Below are 17,981 nucleotides of genomic sequence, written 5' to 3'. Positions count from 1 at the left end.
TTGTGAGGCATTTCTCAGACAACTAAATATGCTAACAGAAAGAAAAAAGACGGCAAAATGCCCGTCCTTTTCCGTTAAACTTTTATCGTGTAGCAATAAGTTTGCTGTTCTGTTTCTTTTTTGCTAAAAGTTTCTCATTATCTTCTTTTATCTTTTTGATATGTTCTTTGCTATTCGCTACGATGAAGGCTCTCATGTTTTTGTTTCTCATTATATTCACCTTCCACTATGTTTATTATTATATTTATATTTTACCTTTACCCCATTATTCCCTGTTTAAGCTCTTTTTAGTATCCTATTTATACCATTATAATCATTTATCATTAAATTGGTGTAAGCTTTCCGACATTAATTTTCTCTTTGAGGCGAATTGTTGGTAACGAACCGGGTTTACAATGTGTTCCGTTCCATCTTCATCCTTATAAGCAATGACTTCCACTTCATCACCTGTATTGTCAAATAGAGTATACTCGTCAAACAGTTCTTTAAGACGCAAAAACGTTTGAACAAAACGCAAATGGGATTCAATCGCTATTTCCGGATTAACATGACGCTTCTCCGCTTCCGCCCTAATTTTTATACGTTCTAAAGCAACATCAATTGGAACATCTACAGCAAAAGCCAAGACAGAATAGCCACTCATTTTCAGTTTCTTAATAATTGCGTCATATTTGACGAAATTCTTCATGGTTCCATCATAGATGAAATTCCTTTTGCTCAATATGCAGGCTTGAAGCAGTTTTTCAGCGATATCACTGCTTTCATCATGCACATAAGCAGCAGCCGCTTCGACATCCACTTCATCATCAGAGTCTATCATACTTTGATACTCAGGTAGTTGTAGCTTGATTTTATCACAATCTATTAAAACTGTACCAGCACCTTCCTCTTCTTCCTCCTCTTGCCCGCTGATTAATAGCTTTGCGATAACACTACTTTTCCCCGATCCAGAGCCTCCGCCAATTAATGTGCCATAAGGTTCAGTTTCATTAGAACAAGCTTCTCTCAAAGCCTCTTCAATTATACGGCCATGCAATTCTTCTCTTAGAGGAATGTAACTATCGTTTCTATAATAAAGTTGCTTAGTAGTTTCCAAATATATCCCCTCTTTCCGCCAAAACAAGTTATCTACTTTAATATTACCATATACTTCAAGAATAGAAATATTTTTGTAATAAAAAATAGAAATTCTTGTTAAGTCTGTATAACCTGAACACGTCATGAATAGAACATTCGCCTTGAAATAGTTTTAACAATAAAAAAAGTACAGTACATTAACGCAAAGCGTATATACTATACTTTATTCCTTATAAATCTTCTCACCTTAGTTATCATATTTTGCATGTAATCCAACGATTTTGCTTCCTCAATTAACTTAACGTTAACTATATAGCCTTGTAGTTGGTTGCAGAGTAAATTCAACCGGTTAATGTCTTTGGGATTTGCTTCGTATGCAGCACATAGTTCTGAAAAAGCAATACTCATATCTTTTTGTAGACGATTTGGAGCAAACAGCTTGTTTTCTTTAATATATGTACCCGTAATATTAATACCTTTGTTAATTCTTCTATGCATTGTCTTTCCACTGTTTATTTCAAGGTTATATCGCCTAACAATTTTATTAATATTTCTCTTAAAAGACTTGCTAATATAATCATCAGATGAAAAGGTTAAATCATCTACAAAACAAGTAAAAGTAATATTATTTTGCATTGCGTAATTGTATAAATGAATGTACATGTCACTATAAACTAAAAAGCTAAGTAGAGAACTAGTGGGGTAGCCTTGAGGTAAATGCCTATAATTATCGTTCAAAGGATGCGGTTCTGTTACAAGTAGAGTACATATCTTCGCTATGTCTGTTGACATATTTAATCTATTCTTAAAAAACCTGTTAACAAAAAAATCGGAGGTTGATGGGTAAAAATTTTTAATATCTAAAAGTAAAAAGTGCTTACTATTGATGTGGCCTAAACCATTCATTACATAACTTTTATTTTTAACTCCACCGTTAACAAAATCTGGAACATGAATCCTCGACAAATACCAATTCAACCTTTTTAATATCTTTTTATAATTAGGCTTAGGGGGATAAATATGCCTCGCTTTGTTCCGATTCTTGGAAATGTAAAAATCCGTGGAGAAATAACGGTCAATGTCTTTCAGTTTAAAAGCCTCGATATGCAATAATTCAGATAAATATTTTTTATTGCTAATACCGTATAATTTACATTCTTGATAGTCCATTTAAAAACCTCATTAAAATAATTAAGATAAGAGCTGAATTTTGTAAACACACTAATCAAAAAATCTGTCATGTTATAAAGATAGTAAGACAGTTTTTTAAGTATACGGAGACCAAACTCGATAGCTGCATAACTACCGACGATACTTGTCCATAAACGGAAAGACTTTAAGAACGTTATAGACTTTTTCTGTTTTTTCTCCCTACGACTCATACGAGTATCATTCATAATTCCACCTCCCAAAATTTCCAGGCTGTTAAGCCTGCCCTCTGCGATATTTTGTGGAAGTGATTTCGGAAATGAGTCGCTCAGCTCTTACCTAATTAGCAAAACGTGCCCTCTGCGTATTCAATTACGCATAGTTATACGGATTGCGTTTGCCGGGTGTTGCCGACTTCTTACTACGGAGGAGTTCGACGAACAGATCCCAACTACATTACCGCCATAAAGGCAAAAGATTCATGCAGAGGAAGTTCCTACTAAATACCCATAATTTCATATTATACTAGTTTCCCATATTTTATCAACTCAAAAATGTCCATATTAATAGTTTTATTTAATATATTCATAATCCTCCCTACAATATATACTTTTCCCTTATCATCTAATTATGTGCTTCCCTTCCTATAATTGTTCACAAAGTAGTCACAAGGGTGTCAACCATACGTAGCGAATAGGTATAAAGAAGGAGTTGGTTAAATGACCAGGGATGAGCTTAATGAGAAATTGCGGACTGCGAATTCTGACGCACAGCTACGCTTACTTTTTTACAAAACAAAAGGCCAATTGCGGAACACATTTCACGGGGCAGCAGTTGATACAATAACGGTCAATAACGGCTTTGTCCGATATACATACGTTGATTCGAATATTAAGGGTTACTGTAAGGTCCGGAACTTACATCATTATTTGACGTTTTAAGTAAAAAAGAGACGGGAGCCACGTAAGCCCCCGTTTAAGAGGCTCCTGTGTCTTATTCGTTAGCTAAACGTTAGACTTGTAACGAGTGGATCAGCCATGAACTTCTCGCTTATGTGCGTTTGAAGTCCGGCACTTAAAACAATTTCAGCCGGTAAGTTTACCGTGATTGCTTCGGCTGCTCCGTTGTTAGCAATGATTGTCTTAACGACCTCTTTAACGGCTACCTCGATGAAGTCAACCGGATTCATTCCTATTGAATCAACTGCGTACTGTTTTCCGTTGACTCCATCTGCATACATTGTTCTATAACCATGTCCGAACGGCGTTGATTGATACTCGTAGTATTCGATATTTACGTTAATCATATTTCATTTCCCCTTTTCCATTTGTAAGTTTGATTTTTGGCGAGGCGCTTAGCCTCGCCTAATTGTCGGTTCGTCTCGACGTCCTAGAGTGACCGACTACTCGTTACCCCTCCGGCTCTAGCTGTTCGAACGGGGCAATTTCGTTACCAACGTCTAACTGCTTTTATTTGGCGGTACTCGATGTTACAATTACTCGGTAACTGTTCGGCTACCTTGGCCGATAAAAGATCGAGGTTGCGAACGTCCCTTACAGCGCTGACTAGCTTACGTCGTTGCTTGTCGTCTTTAACGCTGTCGAGCACATTGCCGATGTACCCTTGTAGTGCCGTACGCTGTTCATCTGTTAAGCGCTTGATTGTGTCGGCTGCTTCATCCGCAAACCTCGCTTTGTCCGCATCACTAATCGCTATTTGAGCGTTCAGTGCTAAACGGTTGGCTAACTGTTCAGCCGTTGCCTTGTCGCTGTCTGTAATGACTACCTTCGCTCTTGCCGACTTGGTACGCGCTTCATCGAGTGCCTTTGCTCGGTACTCACGGTATTCGGCTTCAAGCGCTTGGCTGTTCGTCTTATATTGTTCCGCCAGCTTTTTCAACTCGTACGCTTTGACATCGGCAGTATTACGGGGATCATCCGAGTCCTTGATTTTTTGTTCGGCTTTCTTAAACTGTTTCGCTAGGTCTTGCGCCTTCTTGCGGTAGTTATCGTACTCACCGAGTTGAACCGGAGTAGCCACACCCTTATCGACCAATCGCTGTGCCTCTTTGTTGCCCATCTTGTAAACTTGATGCTGATTGAACTCGCCCTCATTTTTAAATAAGAATACTCGTTGTTCTGCCATATAAATCGCTCCCTTTCGAATTTTGTTAGTTTACTAGCGTTTACTTAAAATGGATTCCATGTTCCAGACTTCGACGACTTGCCCTGTCCGTTGCCTGCACTGTTTACGCCTGCTGCCTGCGCAAGTTCCGCAATTTCACGCTTGATTTCGTCTTCGCTGTCACCCTTAATGTACTTTAGATAGCTGTCGATTTTGTCCATCGGAAACCCCGCGCCCTGTATTGATGTGCGTTTGAACGCGTCCAGGTACATCGCTTTATAATCCGGAGTGTCTAAGTGCGCCCCCGACCTTACTTCCTCGATTTCTCGTTCAAAACTGCGCTTTTCTCGGGCTACTCGTTCCTTGATAATCTGATTAACCTCTTCCTGCGTAAATAACTTTTCACTCATTGCTATCGACTCCTTTTGTGATTTATTGTCCGTACGACCGGTATCTCAACGTTGGTGGTTTCAAGATCGATATAATAATCGTTTGCCCGCACGAACGCCTTAACGATGTCCCTTGCTGATTCGAATGCGAGGCGCTCGTTGAGACGCGTGGTAAACTCGGCCTTGAATACCGTTTGCTCAGTTTGCTTTTCGATGATGACGATTTTTGCCGTGCGGGTTTGACGGTCGACTGCGTTCACTACGATGCTTGCCGTGACCTTCCCGTCTAGTTCCTCCGGTGTGTGCTCTACGTGTTTTTCCTTGCCCCACACGTTTCATCTCCTCCTGACCTGTAGCTCAAAGTCGGCTCGGCCGTCAAATAACCTCGACAACCCTTCGACAACTAACGTTTCCCATGTCTGCTCGTAGAGGTTAAACGCGGTGATATCCGATGATTTCGACCAAACATCGTAATCCTCGTGTTTCTTACGTTCCGGTTTAGGCTCGATTTTTACATTTTTTAGCGCCAATTAATCTCAGCCCCTTTACGATTTCAATCGGTAAAAGCTCTTGAATCGGTATGACCATCGATTGGGGCTTGCGCTGTTTGCGCCTGCGTTTGTTTCGTGGCTTGATTTGCATATCGTTTCCCCCTTTAAAAGTGTCCGTATATAACAGGTTTTTAGTTGAAAACACGACAAATAAGCGTTTGTTTTGACGTCCGAGGGTGTTTATACCCGATCGACTTAAAACGCCTGTAATCGTCTCTATTCCTTATTTTTCTGTCACGGTGTCGAATGCTCTTTCGGCTCCACGACGTTGTTCAGCGGGTATTTTAAACTGAACGCCAATAAGCCGATTACCTCGAAAGTAGTCGGCCATAATCGACCAGTCTTTGCGGTTACGTTTGATTCTCCGGATTAGCTCGCGATCTTCCGTGTAGCCGCAAAGCCAACCCTTTTCGTATTTCCAGATTCGATTGCTCATGCGGTAGCCCCCGTTATGTGGTTAATTAACGTTTGCTTTCCTCCTACGGCGGAGATGCTCCGTAGTCCAACCGGAAGTAAACATTCGTTCTGTATTTTCCCCATAATAAAAAGACCTTGTTAGGTCCTATTCAAGTCGGTATACTCCGTCATTATCGCAGTACAATTGCTTGGCGTCGGCTAACGTTTTAATCCGCCCTTCACCGGCTATCGTTGCGTCACCGATCCACTGTGCTTGATTTGTCCACTTGAATACATGGAGTTTTCCTTCGAGTAGCCAATGGATCATTTCTCGCTTAGAAGCGACGTAAATACGTTTCTTCTCGGCGTGCTCCCGATTGCCCGAATAATAGTGCATCACGTTTCAAAACCTCTTAAGGCGTCCGATGCTGTTAGAATGATTTCGGTGAACGACTCCCGTTCAGCATCGAGGTATTTACGGATTTGCCGGTCAGTCTTTTCAGTGATTTCGTTTCGTCCGGTTTCCAATAGATAAATATAATGCTCGTTATAGCCGACCTTTAAGCCGAACTCTTTTCGAGACATTCCGAGTAACTTGCGATAGGCTTTTAACCCTTCCGGTTTCATCATAATCGTTCACCCTTTCTTATCTATTAATTTCGTAGGTATCACTCCATAAAAAAGTGAAGTCCGCAGGGAGCCGACCAACCTACGAACTACCTTTACACTTATACTTTTTTGTCGCCAGTTTAAAACCGGTCGTTCCAATTGTACGAATCATAGCTTTCCTCAGCCTCACTTTCGTCGTAGTTAACGTATGTTTTCCTCCTGTTCCCGTCGCCCCATATTCCCCGATGAGCCTCAACGAAGTCAAGCGTAGGTTCTTTGCGAGGCGGCTCATGTTTCCATCCGACTTTTAGCATTGAGTACTCATTAGTCCAATACGGATACTCGATCCAATCCACGTAGTCATCCGATAACTTGCGTTTCCTCGGCTTCGGGTCTAACAATTCCTGACGCTCGCGCTGCTTACGTTTCTGTAGCGTCTTGATCGCTGTCTTACACTCGTCTGAACAAGTTCTCCTGTTGTTTCGCTTGGATTCGTCGCGCCAATAGTACCCGCAGTAGTCACAACGCTTTACGCGCTTGTCCTCTGGATCGTGAAGCTGACCGTCGAGTAACTCCGATAGAATTGATAACATCTCGAGCCTGTCGTCCGTACCTTCAACGAATTGCCTTGCGTATTCGATAGCACCCGAGCCAGGGTCTTTGTCGTGTAACTCGCGCCCCTTACCGCTGTCCCCGATACCTCTTGATATGATTTCAATTACTTCTTGACTGAACATTTACAATCGTCTCCTTCGTTGGTTTATAGTTGATGTTGCCAACAGCTAACATTTTTGTACGCAATAACGAACATATAGCGCGTCCAGCGCCAACACAATTGTATACTCGTTTACACTCGTTCTTTTACCAACGTATACATGTACTTGTTATCGGACGAAAATGTATACATGCTCTTATTATCGGTCATATGCTTATGCATGTTCTTACGAAGTAAGGTTATGCCGAGTGAGCTTTAGCGAACGTAGTTGCATTTGAATGCGCTTGTAAAGGTTTTTAAATCTAGTTACGTAAATCTAGTTACTTAAATCTAGTTATACGGTCATTGGTGACCGGTACATTTTCCCCACTTTGACCGGTACGTATGTCCAAGAATGACCGGTACGTCACGACTTACCACGTCTGTCTCGAGCTTTCTCCGCGTCCTCAGCCTTGACGTAGTCTAAGTAACTTCGACGCGCCTCCGGACACTTCTCGAATAACTCCTCTTTCGACAACGGTTGGTACGGGACATATATCTTATTCGCCTTTGGTTTAGACGACTTTATGAGTCCCACACGTTCCAGTACTGCCAAGTGCCTCCGGACAGCTTTCTCTTTCTTACCGTACTTTCGGCAAATCTGTGGCTCTGTCGGGTATGCGTACCCTTGGTCCGGGTTATAGTAATCGACCAGTATCGTATAGAGATAGTTGTACTCGGGTTCATATCCTGGAATGTGTACGTAGTGCATTAGGTCTGACGGCATCTTCACAAAGAATGTGTCGCTCTGTTTTTCTTTCTTATTAAATACTTTTCCGGTTCCTTTGATTTCGATCTTTTGTTGGCTCATAGTATCGCTCCTCTAGTGTTTTATAAGTTGATATTCCTGCGTTTAGATATTTCGGCTAATGCCTCGCTAAATGCCGGAGTCAGCGCAAAAATGAACGCTGCCCGACCTTTAACCCGTGTTGACGGCTTCACCTCGATAATCGGGAACCCCAGTTGAACTAATTCGTTTGCAATGTGTAGCGATAAAATTACCTTGCGGTCAGGCATTCTTTGTCACCTCCTTGATCGATTCGATGAACCTGACGGCACTCATTGCGATTGCATGTCCGTACGGGTTGTCAAGGTTCTCTCTGAATACGTTTAATGCGAGCCTAGCTTTCGCCAACTCCCTGTTGAACTCCCGCACTGTTGCAGTGTACAATTTGTCACTTGTGACCAAACAACGTTCTGACTCTCCCTCAGCGAAGTCGTAAGCTATGTGCGGACGGTACTTGATTTCATAGGTTCTCAGTTTTGCCATTATTTAACCCCCTCGTCAGTAAAAGAATCCTTGGTATTCGCATTGCTCCGATTCCTGTAACTCGCCATACGCCTGCCCCGTGTAGTGTTCGGCTAACACGACTTTAACGTTAAACACTGGCTTGCCGTTGAAATAATCGTCAATACCTTTATCGCGGTCACCTTCGCCTAATAACTCGTACACATCGGCGCCCCCGAAGCTTCCGTACCCTTCGTATGACGTCTCATAATACGTTTTGCTTGGCGTGACCAGATAACACTTGGATTGATCCGCCTTTCTCCCCGCATACTTACTCGCTACTGACTCCCCGCTTACTGCGCATTTCCAACTGAATAAACCCATTGATACATCGCTCCCTTTAATTGATTTCGTTTATAATTCGTTGGTACTTCATTACGTCGTCTTCCGTAAGTCCTAGCGTATTGATTACCGCTCTTTCGAACCGCGCAGTCATCGGCACAACGCCTGTCTCGATTTGACAAACGTACACATAGCTGAACCCGATGGCTTTGCCGAACGCTCGTTGTGACTGCTTGTTGACATTGATACGCAAGAACCGAACTAGGTCACCCGTTAGATGCATCGTGCTCACCGTTACCGCCTCCTTTAATTCCGTTAGATTTTTTGCCGTACAATTACTAATACGTCAAAAGCGTCCGTTCGTGGGACATTTCGTCCTCAATTACTAATAGACCAAAAGTATCCGTTCGTGGACCACCGGAAAAAGATGCCCTCACTTATAGGAACCAACTTAACGCCCGTTTGTGGACCATGGTATCGGATTTTTTTAACCTACACTTATACGAACCAATTTTGTTGTCAATTGTGGGACATTTGATTGCACATTTTTAAACGAAAGTTTTTCGGCAGCACCCGATCATCACTCGTTTGTGTAACGGTAGAACAACGTTATTCTAACGGCCAAAATACGTGAAAAAATTCACATAAGAAGGAACTCGGCTAAAACGATATATGAAGGGAAATACTCAGAAAATAACCGAGTACCCACAATTGCACATTTAGCGAAATCACAACGTTGAGCATCCGTTAATTCCCGGGCAAGCCGTTCATTGGACGGACGGGGTCAAAATATCAGGGGGGGCAAACGGCAGCAAACGAAAAAACGGAAGTCATTAGACCTCCGCTTACTTTTTCCGCTTATTTAATTCCTTGTATAGTAATGCTTTCGAAATACCTGTCTGTTCCGTTATTTGAGGCACCGTTAATTCTCCTTTGTCGTACAGTTCGAGTGCCTTGGTTACCTTCTCGGGATCCGCTTTAGGACGTCCTCCTCTTCGACCTCTTGCGCGCGCAGCTTGTAAGCCTGCGGTAGTTCGTTCGCGTATCATATCCCGTTCTAATTCCGCCATAACGCCAATCATGCCAAACATCGCTTTGCCGATTGCCGTACGCGTGTCTAACTTCTCGTTTAAGCTTACTAGCTCTACGCCTTCCGCTTCCAACCGCTCAGCTATTTCGATTAATTGCTTCGTTGACCTCGCGAGCCTATCGAGTTTATAAACGATTAAAGTATCGCCAGGACGTAAGTTGTCTAACATACGGTGTAGTTCCTTACGTTCCCACTTACCTCCTGATTCCTTCTCGGCATATATCCGTTCTACACCTTCCTTACGTAACGCATCGTTTTGCAAGTCCAACGATTGGTCTTTCGTTGATACCCGTGCATATCCAATTTTCATAATTGATTACCTCCGATTACATTCGTTAGTTTCTACCACAATCGTATATTAAACGTATGGACGGTGTCAACTATGAATTATAAACGAGTTTATAGACGGTTGTATGAGTTTATAGACGGGTGAGAAACGGGCATTATTCGCAGTACATAAAACTTTCGTTTAATAGACGGTTGCGCCTGGTATCCGTCTGCTGCCGTTATGTTCGATGTATAAAATGATATGAGCATAAAATCGGTATTAATACGAAGTAAGCCCCGGGGCGGTCGCGCAGAAATCCCCGTGCCGGCTGTTAAAAAATATGAGTTAAAATCTAAAACCTTGAGGGTCGAACGGATTCCCAACTTGCTTTAAACGTGCTGACGCAGTCAACGTCTCTACTCCAAGAAATTTCCCATAAAAATTTTAAAACTTGAGGGAGTAACCGTAAGTAATTACCGAACATTATCGCAAGTATACGGTGGACTCAAGGGTTGCGTATCAACGGACTTGCTTTCTAAACGAAGTATCAAGTTCACCGAGCATATCTAACCCATTTAAGCGCAAGTCTCGTAATGTAACCGGTAAAGCATGCGGTCAATTCCTTTTTGAGACATAACAAACTGTTGCAAGGAGCGAACATTATTTGATATGATGTAATCAAATAAAAACCGCCAGTGCTGGGAACACTTGCGGCAATAGTGATCGATCGTTCGACCGGTCGATACCAACGGGTAATCTTTTTCGAAATGGACTTCGGAGATTACCTTTTTTAATTTGCGTCTTCTTTGATGTACGATAATAATGCAACAAGAAATATACCTGCATTAATCATAGTATCGAAATCGATCATAGCACCACCTTCTTTCATACCGCGGCACGACCGATTCCCCTATCTATCACACTTTTAAGTTATCATAACCTTAACCTCAAAATCAATATATTGTGTATTAAGTATTTTCGACAACACTACATATCGTGTCTTGTTCGAACAAACTCAATTTTGTCAAACCTAAAATACGGTAAAAAATAGAGGTTAATAGAGTAATTGGAAGATTATAGACAAATAACGGTAAATTTTTTCAATTTTAAAGTTTGATTAATGTCATTATTGCATCTTGCTTAGTCCCACTAACATTCGGAAGGCCTCTCGCCCCGGCAGCGTCTTGCTAAGAATTATGTAGACTTACTTCTTTCGCAAATCTTTCGTAGGTTACATCGGAAATCGCCGGTGTTCTTTATCTTTTTAAGTCCTTGATATATCGAAGTAATACAGTAATATGCACCGTTCCACTTTCCGTTAAATGTAACTTTTTGTACAGCGTATGCATAGCTAAAAATTTTCGCATGACTGCACGTTCGAGTCCCTGTCACAAGTTATTCGTCCGATTATGTCCGGTATAAAAAGGAGAAAATAAGGGATTACTTAGATCGGAAGTTTCTTCTCTTCACTAGAATAAAGTTTATTTTTGCTCAAAATTTACAGGAATCGAATATGCTGATATGTCCTTAAAATAAATCGGCTTTTTAACTTCTCCTCGAATTATGTTAGGGAATAAAACTATTTCATTTTCTCTTGGTGTGTATTTATAATGATAAAAAGGGATATACGCAACTTTAATTAGGACTCTATTTAGCTGCAAACATATCATGTAGATATCTTGATACCTTGGATTTTTAGTTATACTTTCCGCATCATTCCCTAATATCATTGCTGTTTTGGTTTGAACCCAATTAATATCCGGTTTTTCGGCTACTGCAAAAGCTACAAATGTATTTTCAGGTAATCGTTTAGTTCTATGGAATAACCTATAATGTCGTCTTGGAATTATCTTATGAAAATTTGTAGCCCTGTTAAGTATAATAACAGTCTTATAAGCCCATTTTGCGAAAGTCTCTTTATTCTTCAATAAAGCTACTAGAGGTTCATTAGTAAAATCCTCTTTAAGTAATGGTAATAGAATAGGCTTAACTGCAGATTCGAGTTGTGATAACCATACATTATTACAATCAACACATACCAATCCGTTAACAAATTTATTTAAGGTTAATGGTCGGCCCGATACCTTTTGACCAAATATTGTCTGATGACTTGAATCCATCTTTTTCTTTTTAATATCTAGGGCTTCCAAGATCCACTGAGGAAAAACATGTTCTCTTGTAAGAGAAGTATCACCGCAAAATAAACATTGCCTCGCCAAACTTATCGCTCCCTACTATCCTATAAAATATTACATATTTTTCTATTATTGTAACATAAAAACATCGTCAAACAATTCGTTCACATATCGCTGTTTAGCCAGCCGTTTAACCGCGCCCGTAAAGTACGCAATAGGCTTCCGGAGCTTCTTGCGCTTTGATTTCATCGCAATAAACGCCTTGATACCGATAGTTGCCCGAACCTCTTGCGCCATTTTCATCCGGTATGTAATTGCGTAGACTGAGCGCCAGTATTCCTCGATCTCTTTGACGTTATGAATATGCGAATCTAACAACGCAAAGAATGCATGCGGAATCCACGCCGGCCGTGCCGTACGTTCTTTAGTATATGTATTTGTTTTAGACGGAAGTTGTTTTCTTGGTGTGACATTCTCCGCAGGCTCTTGTGTGACAGGTGCTTCATTTTCGTCGACGACGTCTAATTTTACCGGCAACTCTGAAACGACCGGAGAGAGTATAACAATAGCATTAGACGTCTGCTGCATATCGCTCGCCCGTTTCATTGCGTATTGGCGGATGATTCCTAACTCCTCCAACCGCTGACAAACACGGATGATCGTGCGCCTAGATTTGCCGACTTGCTTACCAATGGTATTTTTGCATAGGAAACTAACGCCCTTATACTTCGCTGAATATCTGTGGAGGATGTCAAGGACGCTAATTTCCGTACCCGAAAGAATTTCCTTAAATTTACATTTATAATCGCGGACTGCTTTGTTAAGCCCTTCGAGCGTTTCGAAGGTTCCGAGCATTTCGAAAGTAGCTTCCGAAGCCACTATATCTATTCGTTTCATTGCAGGCTCTCCTCGTATAGAGAGCGCCTTACCCTAAAGAAGGCATACTTAAATAAGCGTTGACCTGTACGCTTTTTTTCGTTAAAATATAGTTACGTTATGAGTGGGTGTTCGACTGTTACAGCAGTCGGGCGCTCTTTTTTTATATGTTTTTTACTTCGTATCTTCTTTTCGTAATAATTCGTCAAATTTTGCGATTAAGAAGGCCATGGCTTGTTTGTCGGTCACTGATCCTTCCCTTACGGCTTTAATCGCTACCTCGGCAACTTCGCCTAATCTTTGCTTCATTTTCGATTGGCCCCTTTCGAGTTATAAATAGCTGCGTAAACTTTCTGCTACTTCTTCTTTATCCATGTGCAAGTATCGGGTTGTAACGGCTATGTCGCTATGCCCGAGCGCCTTCGAGATTAACGCTATATTCGCACCCTTGCCAAGTAAATTCTTTGCAAATCCACGGCGTAAGGCATGGGGATTTATGTTTTTTAACCCGAAGTCTCTCGCATACTTTCCGAGTCTTTTAACGATATTGTTATTCGTGGCGCTGGTGGCAATCCTTCCGCCATTCTTCGTTATAAAAAGTAAATCGTTATGAACCCGATTGTCACTACGTAGCATTTTGTTTTGATCGATTAATGCGGTTAGTAAACGAGAGAGTACATCATCGAACGGTAAAAAAATCGACTCGTGGTTTTTAATTAACCCTCCATCTATTCTTAGTAGCTTCTCCTTAAAATTAACGTGCTTACTTTCTAGCTTTGTAAGGGTCCCAACTCGGATCCCCGTTTGATACATTAATAAAATTGCCGTAGCGTCTCGCAACTCTACGAACTTAGTTAAATCGAGTAACGAAAGTAGGATTTTTATTTCTCGGTCTGCAGCGCCCTCTTTAACGGGAGTATCGACCTTAATTTTGATGTTTCGCCAGAAATTCGAGGTTAGCCACCCATTATCGAAACAACGGCTTAAGAATGCTTTTAGGCATTTAAGTCGAGTTAGTTTCGTTTGGTTGCTGACATCCATCGATGACAACCACTCGTAAATATGGGATGCGTTTATTTCCTCGATGGTTTTAACTCCGGTTACCTTCGCAAAATGGCTCACGTGCAGTTCGTAGTCGTCTATCGTTCGTGGACGAAGCCCTACTGCTTTCATTTGGCGAAGAACCGTATCTAAGGCATTATGAATTGAATAACCTTCGGGGGCCTGTCGTGGGGGATTCGGATTTTCTTGCTGCCCGTTGAATAAGTCGCTTAAATCCGCGGATACTTGCAAAGAACGTTTTCTTTTAGACATAAAAAATACGCCTCCTAATTCGCTAGTTGACCGGTTCATTGACCGATTCAATCCAACGTATTAGAAGGCGTCTATATCAACGTTTATGTACGTTTTGATGATGTGTAAATGGCGTCCCAGGAGAGATTCGAACTCCCGACCGACGGCTTAGAAGGCCGTTGCTCTATCCAGCTGAGCTACTGGGACATTTTGAAATTATTTACTTGATTGAGATTTAATAACTCAACGACAAGATTTATTATATTAAACAAATGATAAGAAGTCAACACTTTGTAAATATTTTTTTATTTAATGAGGGAAGACAGGCTTCCCTCAGTTATTATATTCAAATTAATAGCTTTTTACCAGTGAAAATTTCTTGTCAGATCAGGAATCTTCCCATCTGAAACGTCATACACATCCAGTGTAACATCTTTTCCCCGCTTTTCCAGTATCACATATGTTTTTTCGTGTCTGCCTCTGGGAAGCCTTATGCTTCCAGGATTGATAAATAATATCCCGTCAGCCATTTCAGCTCCAAGACTATGTGAATGGCCAAAACATACGATATCTGCATTTGTTTCACGTGCCTTGTATGACAGGTTCATCAAAGTCGATTTAACGAAATATTTATGACCGTGTGTGACGAAAAAGCGGAACCCTCCGGCCTCTTCTAATCTATCCTCAGGAAATGCTTCGTCAAAATCACAATTCCCTCTTACAGCAGCGTATCCTTTTAATGATTCATGATCAGACGAAAGCTCCGAATCCCCGCAGTGAATCATTATATCCATATCAGGATGTTTTTCGCGTATTTGGCTGAGTTCGGTGGTTAACCCATGACTATCACTGACAATCAAAACCTTCATGAGTTTTCAGCTCCGGCCACGAAAGAAGGGAGCAGCTCCTCCAGCTTTCGGAGAGCATTCGCTCTATGGCTGATCTGGCTTTTCTCCTCGGGCATTAATTCAGCCATTGCTTTGTTTTTTTCTTCAGCAAAGAAAATAGGGTCATAGCCAAATCCATAAGTTCCTCTTTTTTCTCTTAAGATATGGCCTTCGCAAGTTCCTGCAACTGTTTCAGTCGGTTTTCCGGGAGCAGCGATTGCAAGAGCACAGTAGAACCGCGCCTGCCGTTGATGATCCGGAATGCTTTCTAGCTCATCGAGAACTTTGTCCATATTTTTCTGATCATTTTTTTCCTCGCCAGCATAGCGAGCGGAATAGATGCCCGGCTTCCCTCCAAGCGCATCAATGATTAATCCTGAATCATCGGCAATAACCATTCTTTCAAAAGCTCTGGAAACAGCTTCCGCTTTAAGTATAGCATTCTCTTCAAACGTGCTGCCTGTCTCATCAACATCCTTAAAATCCGGAAAATCCAGCAGCGTTTTTACTTCATATCCAAGAGGCTTGAACATCCGTTCAAATTCTCTCGCTTTGCCTGCGTTTTTAGTAGCGATTATGACTTCCCGCATGCTATGCCCTCCCCGTAAGCTTTTCTCTTTTGCTTTGAATGCTTTCCGAGATACTCTCTCCAAGTGCTGACTTCTGATGTCTGATAAGCTCTGATATCCCTTCCTGGGCAACACCAAGCATTACCTGCAGCTGTGCATATGAAAAAGTAGCTTCTTCTCCAGTTCCCTGAAGCTCTACAAACTCACCGCTGCCAGTCATGACGACATTCATATCCACTTCAGCAGAAGAGTCTTCAATATAATTCAAGTCCACTACAGCCTGCTTGTCAGCAAGAATTCCCACACTTGTAGCCGCAAGGAAATCATTGATTGGATAGCTTGAAAGCTTTTTGCTGCTGTTCAGCTTATCCATCGCCTGTGCCATTGCAATAAAGGCTCCTGTAATGGAAGCTGTCCTTGTTCCCCCATCAGCCTGTATTACGTCGCAATCAAGCCATACTGTTCTTTCGCCAAGCGCATCAAGATCCACTACTGCGCGGAGTGCACGGCCGATCAGGCGCTGAATTTCCATCGTTCGTCCTGTGATTTTTCCTTTTGCTGATTCCCTTATATTTCTCTGTTCTGTAGCCCTCGGAAGCATGGAATATTCTGCTGTTATCCAGCCTTTCCCCTGTCCCCTCATAAAAGGAGGGACTCTTTCGTCAATGCTTGCTGTACAAATCACCTTTGTATCTCCTACTGTAATGAGCACAGAGCCCTCAGGATGCTTTAAATAATCAGTTTCAATATGTATTGGCCTAAGCTGCTTTGGTTCACGTCCATCTGCGCGCATAAGCTGATTCCCCCTTTTTAGCTTATATTGAACCTGGGCATTTGCCCAGTTATGCCTATCTTACCAACAAAGAAGAGGCGGCATTAAATGCCAACCTCTTATTCCTGCTACTATATAGTATAACAAAATCTGCTATATTAAAAACTTCCTGTATTCACATTTTCAGGGCGTGTTACAGGCTCAGATAATTTTTCGCCATCTTCACTAACAATCTCTGCTTTTCCATCAACTGTAACTGCTACGCTTTTGATGTCCTTTTGTTCAGTAAGTGAAAGAACAAGTGCGTTCAGCAAGTGCTTGGAAATCATTTTCTCTTCTAAGCTGCTGAAAACATTTTCATTGAAGTTTAAAGTAACTTTTCCATCTTCAACTTTTGGAGCTTCAAGCAGCTCTACATCCGGAAGAAAATCTGTCACCAGATTGGATGCATAATTCGGCCCTTTTATCAATTCGGAAACCACCGCTTCAACCTTGTTGTCCGAATTATTGCTGATACGCTTCGTAACAGGCACATAATAATAGTTTTCTTCATCCCCGCCAAGATAATAAACGGTAACCGGTTTTGTATTCGTGATATCCACTACTTCCTTTGTATCCAGGTTAATTCCATTGGCTCTTGTTAACGCCGAGCTGACAGGCGTTCCATCCACAGGCATCTCTTTTAATTCATGTCCATTTAATGTCAGCTTAACTTTATCAATGGAATCAAATTGTGTAAGTGTCCAGGTAACTGATTGGAGAATCCTCTTTTCATCTTCAGCTGCATATTCTTTAAATTCTTTTGAAAAGTCTACGGTTGCCACTTTATCTTTAATATTTACAGAGACTTTTGTATCAGCCGGAAGGACTGCACGGAAATCATTAGGAAGAAACTCAGTAACAGGTCCGTTTTCCACCAGATACTCTAACGCCTGTGTAGCCACTGAGTTCGTTTTCGGAAGATCGATTGTCTGGGGAACAACATACCCATTTTTATCTATCAAGTAAAGCTCTGTTTTAAGGTTTGCCGTTACGCCCTCTTCTTTTTCAGCTGTTTCTTTCCCGGTTGTTTCTTCAGTAACACTTTCGCCTTCATCGGTATAAGATACTGCTTTTGGCGGATCGACCTTTTCTTTCCCCTGGCTTCCGAACAATCCGCAGCCTGATAATAATACAGATGATACCAGCACAGCTGACACTATAGACGTTTTTTTATTTATAGACATACATAATCCCCCCTGAGACAGTTTGTACTACATGTATACGAGCCTATCTGTAATTTAGACCGTCTTTTGGGATAAAAGTGTGAATAGATTTTTGACAAATTTGGACAAACCGAGAAAATCCTGCAATACAGCCATTTAAAAAGACTCATTTTTCAAGGCTCATTTCTAAAGAATTGTTGTTTTGGTTTATGAATTCTGTCCGTTAATTGCAGCGAAAGGCACAAAGCGAGGATCAGCTCAGCAGCT

The 17,981-nt window shown here is 41.6% G+C and carries 23 protein-coding genes and 1 tRNA gene; all 24 read right to left on the bottom strand.

Annotated features, from left to right (window positions below):
* Positions 1-313: 313 nt before the first annotated feature.
* The 24 genes from NSQ49_RS17825 to NSQ49_RS17710 all read right to left on the bottom strand — a co-directional run bounded on the left by NSQ49_RS17825 (position 314) and on the right by NSQ49_RS17710 (position 17,735).
* Entirely contained in the window at positions 314-1,096 is a 783-nt protein-coding gene (locus NSQ49_RS17825) for a zeta toxin family protein (protein WP_341070996.1), read from the bottom strand.
* Positions 1,097-1,293: 197 nt separating this feature from the next.
* A complete protein-coding gene (locus tag NSQ49_RS17820; RefSeq protein WP_251284722.1) occupies positions 1,294-2,247 on the bottom strand; it encodes a reverse transcriptase family protein in 954 nt (317 codons plus the stop codon).
* Between the two features lie 979 nt (positions 2,248-3,226).
* On the bottom strand, positions 3,227-3,532 hold the full coding sequence (locus NSQ49_RS17815) for a hypothetical protein (RefSeq protein ID WP_251284723.1): 306 nt from the start codon (positions 3,530-3,532) through the stop codon (positions 3,227-3,229).
* A gap of 143 nt (positions 3,533-3,675) precedes the next feature.
* Positions 3,676-4,371 carry a hypothetical protein gene (locus tag NSQ49_RS17810; protein ID WP_251284724.1) on the bottom strand — a complete coding sequence of 232 codons (696 nt, stop codon included), beginning with the start codon at positions 4,369-4,371 and terminating at the stop codon, positions 3,676-3,678.
* Between the two features lie 44 nt (positions 4,372-4,415).
* Complete coding sequence (locus NSQ49_RS17805; protein WP_251284725.1) at positions 4,416-4,760, bottom strand: hypothetical protein; 345 nt, start codon at positions 4,758-4,760, stop codon at positions 4,416-4,418.
* Between the two features lie 2 nt (positions 4,761-4,762).
* The gene (locus NSQ49_RS17800) at positions 4,763-5,071 is read right to left on the bottom strand and encodes a hypothetical protein (protein ID WP_251284726.1); all 309 of its coding nucleotides are present in this window, start codon (positions 5,069-5,071) and stop codon (positions 4,763-4,765) included.
* A 166-nt stretch (positions 5,072-5,237) separates the two neighbouring features.
* Entirely contained in the window at positions 5,238-5,381 is a 144-nt protein-coding gene (locus NSQ49_RS17795; RefSeq protein ID WP_251284727.1) for a hypothetical protein, read from the bottom strand.
* A 132-nt stretch (positions 5,382-5,513) separates the two neighbouring features.
* Positions 5,514-5,726 (bottom strand): hypothetical protein, encoded by a 213-nt coding sequence (locus tag NSQ49_RS17790; protein WP_251284728.1) that lies wholly within the window; start codon positions 5,724-5,726, stop codon positions 5,514-5,516.
* 356 nt (positions 5,727-6,082) lie between these two features.
* The gene (locus NSQ49_RS17785; protein ID WP_251284729.1) at positions 6,083-6,316 is read right to left on the bottom strand and encodes a helix-turn-helix domain-containing protein; all 234 of its coding nucleotides are present in this window, start codon (positions 6,314-6,316) and stop codon (positions 6,083-6,085) included.
* A gap of 119 nt (positions 6,317-6,435) precedes the next feature.
* On the bottom strand, positions 6,436-7,032 hold the full coding sequence (locus NSQ49_RS17780) for a hypothetical protein (RefSeq protein WP_251284730.1): 597 nt from the start codon (positions 7,030-7,032) through the stop codon (positions 6,436-6,438).
* Between the two features lie 384 nt (positions 7,033-7,416).
* Complete coding sequence (locus NSQ49_RS17775; protein ID WP_251284731.1) at positions 7,417-7,860, bottom strand: helix-turn-helix domain-containing protein; 444 nt, start codon at positions 7,858-7,860, stop codon at positions 7,417-7,419.
* 20 nt (positions 7,861-7,880) lie between these two features.
* On the bottom strand, positions 7,881-8,066 hold the full coding sequence (locus NSQ49_RS17770; protein ID WP_251284732.1) for a hypothetical protein: 186 nt from the start codon (positions 8,064-8,066) through the stop codon (positions 7,881-7,883).
* Positions 8,059-8,319, bottom strand: coding sequence for a hypothetical protein (locus NSQ49_RS17765; RefSeq protein WP_251284733.1), 261 nt, complete (start codon positions 8,317-8,319; stop codon positions 8,059-8,061). Before NSQ49_RS17765 ends, NSQ49_RS17770 begins: the two co-directional genes overlap by 8 nt.
* Positions 8,320-8,334: 15 nt before the next feature.
* Positions 8,335-8,502 carry a hypothetical protein gene (locus NSQ49_RS17760; protein ID WP_251284734.1) on the bottom strand — a complete coding sequence of 56 codons (168 nt, stop codon included), beginning with the start codon at positions 8,500-8,502 and terminating at the stop codon, positions 8,335-8,337.
* A 962-nt stretch (positions 8,503-9,464) separates the two neighbouring features.
* Positions 9,465-10,019, bottom strand: coding sequence for a recombinase family protein (locus NSQ49_RS17755; RefSeq protein WP_251284735.1), 555 nt, complete (start codon positions 10,017-10,019; stop codon positions 9,465-9,467).
* Between the two features lie 1,439 nt (positions 10,020-11,458).
* Positions 11,459-12,196, bottom strand: a complete 738-nt coding sequence (locus NSQ49_RS17750; RefSeq protein ID WP_341070991.1) for a hypothetical protein — start codon at positions 12,194-12,196, stop codon at positions 11,459-11,461.
* Positions 12,197-12,241: 45 nt separating this feature from the next.
* Positions 12,242-13,009, bottom strand: coding sequence for a helix-turn-helix domain-containing protein (locus tag NSQ49_RS17745; RefSeq protein WP_251284737.1), 768 nt, complete (start codon positions 13,007-13,009; stop codon positions 12,242-12,244).
* Between the two features lie 153 nt (positions 13,010-13,162).
* Complete coding sequence (locus NSQ49_RS17740; protein WP_285871044.1) at positions 13,163-13,297, bottom strand: hypothetical protein; 135 nt, start codon at positions 13,295-13,297, stop codon at positions 13,163-13,165.
* 21 nt (positions 13,298-13,318) lie between these two features.
* Positions 13,319-14,302, bottom strand: a complete 984-nt coding sequence (locus NSQ49_RS17735; RefSeq protein ID WP_251284738.1) for a tyrosine-type recombinase/integrase — start codon at positions 14,300-14,302, stop codon at positions 13,319-13,321.
* A gap of 109 nt (positions 14,303-14,411) precedes the next feature.
* Positions 14,412-14,488 (bottom strand) — tRNA-Arg (locus NSQ49_RS17730).
* 155 nt (positions 14,489-14,643) lie between these two features.
* Complete coding sequence (locus NSQ49_RS17725; RefSeq protein WP_251284739.1) at positions 14,644-15,150, bottom strand: metallophosphoesterase family protein; 507 nt, start codon at positions 15,148-15,150, stop codon at positions 14,644-14,646.
* Positions 15,147-15,758 carry an XTP/dITP diphosphatase gene (locus NSQ49_RS17720; RefSeq protein ID WP_251284740.1) on the bottom strand — a complete coding sequence of 204 codons (612 nt, stop codon included), beginning with the start codon at positions 15,756-15,758 and terminating at the stop codon, positions 15,147-15,149. Before NSQ49_RS17720 ends, NSQ49_RS17725 begins: the two co-directional genes overlap by 4 nt.
* 1 nt (position 15,759) lies before the next feature.
* Positions 15,760-16,530 (bottom strand): ribonuclease PH, encoded by a 771-nt coding sequence (gene rph, locus NSQ49_RS17715; protein ID WP_251284741.1) that lies wholly within the window; start codon positions 16,528-16,530, stop codon positions 15,760-15,762.
* A 137-nt stretch (positions 16,531-16,667) separates the two neighbouring features.
* The gene (locus tag NSQ49_RS17710; protein ID WP_159863358.1) at positions 16,668-17,735 is read right to left on the bottom strand and encodes a GerMN domain-containing protein; all 1,068 of its coding nucleotides are present in this window, start codon (positions 17,733-17,735) and stop codon (positions 16,668-16,670) included.
* Between the last annotated feature and the right edge of the window lie 246 nt (positions 17,736-17,981).

It is taken from the genome of Cytobacillus sp. FSL R5-0377 (assembly GCF_038004385.1).
Taxonomy (GTDB): Bacteria; Bacillota; Bacilli; order Bacillales; family Cytobacillaceae; genus Cytobacillus.
The sequence above is the reverse complement of the archived record's forward strand: the minus strand, read 5'-3'. Positions and strand labels throughout refer to the sequence as shown.

Excerpts from the sequence above, each read along its gene's own strand:
- NSQ49_RS17740 (WP_285871044.1), bottom strand. The coding sequence starts at position 13,297 with ATGAAGCAAAGATTAGGCGAAGTTGCCGAGGTAGCGATTAAAGCCGTA.
- NSQ49_RS17725 (WP_251284739.1), bottom strand. The coding sequence starts at position 15,150 with ATGAAGGTTTTGATTGTCAGTGATAGTCATGGGTTAACCACCGAACTC.
- NSQ49_RS17790 (WP_251284728.1), bottom strand. The coding sequence starts at position 5,726 with ATGAGCAATCGAATCTGGAAATACGAAAAGGGTTGGCTTTGCGGCTAC.
- NSQ49_RS17780 (WP_251284730.1), bottom strand. The coding sequence starts at position 7,032 with ATGTTCAGTCAAGAAGTAATTGAAATCATATCAAGAGGTATCGGGGAC.
- NSQ49_RS17775 (WP_251284731.1), bottom strand. The coding sequence starts at position 7,860 with ATGAGCCAACAAAAGATCGAAATCAAAGGAACCGGAAAAGTATTTAAT.
- NSQ49_RS17735 (WP_251284738.1), bottom strand. The coding sequence starts at position 14,302 with ATGTCTAAAAGAAAACGTTCTTTGCAAGTATCCGCGGATTTAAGCGAC.
- NSQ49_RS17820 (WP_251284722.1), bottom strand. The coding sequence starts at position 2,247 with ATGGACTATCAAGAATGTAAATTATACGGTATTAGCAATAAAAAATAT.
- NSQ49_RS17770 (WP_251284732.1), bottom strand. The coding sequence starts at position 8,066 with ATGCCTGACCGCAAGGTAATTTTATCGCTACACATTGCAAACGAATTA.
- rph (WP_251284741.1), bottom strand. The coding sequence starts at position 16,530 with ATGCGCGCAGATGGACGTGAACCAAAGCAGCTTAGGCCAATACATATT.
- NSQ49_RS17745 (WP_251284737.1), bottom strand. The coding sequence starts at position 13,009 with ATGAAACGAATAGATATAGTGGCTTCGGAAGCTACTTTCGAAATGCTC.
- NSQ49_RS17805 (WP_251284725.1), bottom strand. The coding sequence starts at position 4,760 with ATGAGTGAAAAGTTATTTACGCAGGAAGAGGTTAATCAGATTATCAAG.
- NSQ49_RS17815 (WP_251284723.1), bottom strand. The coding sequence starts at position 3,532 with ATGATTAACGTAAATATCGAATACTACGAGTATCAATCAACGCCGTTC.
- NSQ49_RS17765 (WP_251284733.1), bottom strand. The coding sequence starts at position 8,319 with ATGGCAAAACTGAGAACCTATGAAATCAAGTACCGTCCGCACATAGCT.
- NSQ49_RS17720 (WP_251284740.1), bottom strand. The coding sequence starts at position 15,758 with ATGCGGGAAGTCATAATCGCTACTAAAAACGCAGGCAAAGCGAGAGAA.
- NSQ49_RS17755 (WP_251284735.1), bottom strand. The coding sequence starts at position 10,019 with ATGAAAATTGGATATGCACGGGTATCAACGAAAGACCAATCGTTGGAC.
- NSQ49_RS17810 (WP_251284724.1), bottom strand. The coding sequence starts at position 4,371 with ATGGCAGAACAACGAGTATTCTTATTTAAAAATGAGGGCGAGTTCAAT.
- NSQ49_RS17785 (WP_251284729.1), bottom strand. The coding sequence starts at position 6,316 with ATGATGAAACCGGAAGGGTTAAAAGCCTATCGCAAGTTACTCGGAATG.
- NSQ49_RS17710 (WP_159863358.1), bottom strand. The coding sequence starts at position 17,735 with ATGTCTATAAATAAAAAAACGTCTATAGTGTCAGCTGTGCTGGTATCA.
- NSQ49_RS17795 (WP_251284727.1), bottom strand. The coding sequence starts at position 5,381 with ATGCAAATCAAGCCACGAAACAAACGCAGGCGCAAACAGCGCAAGCCC.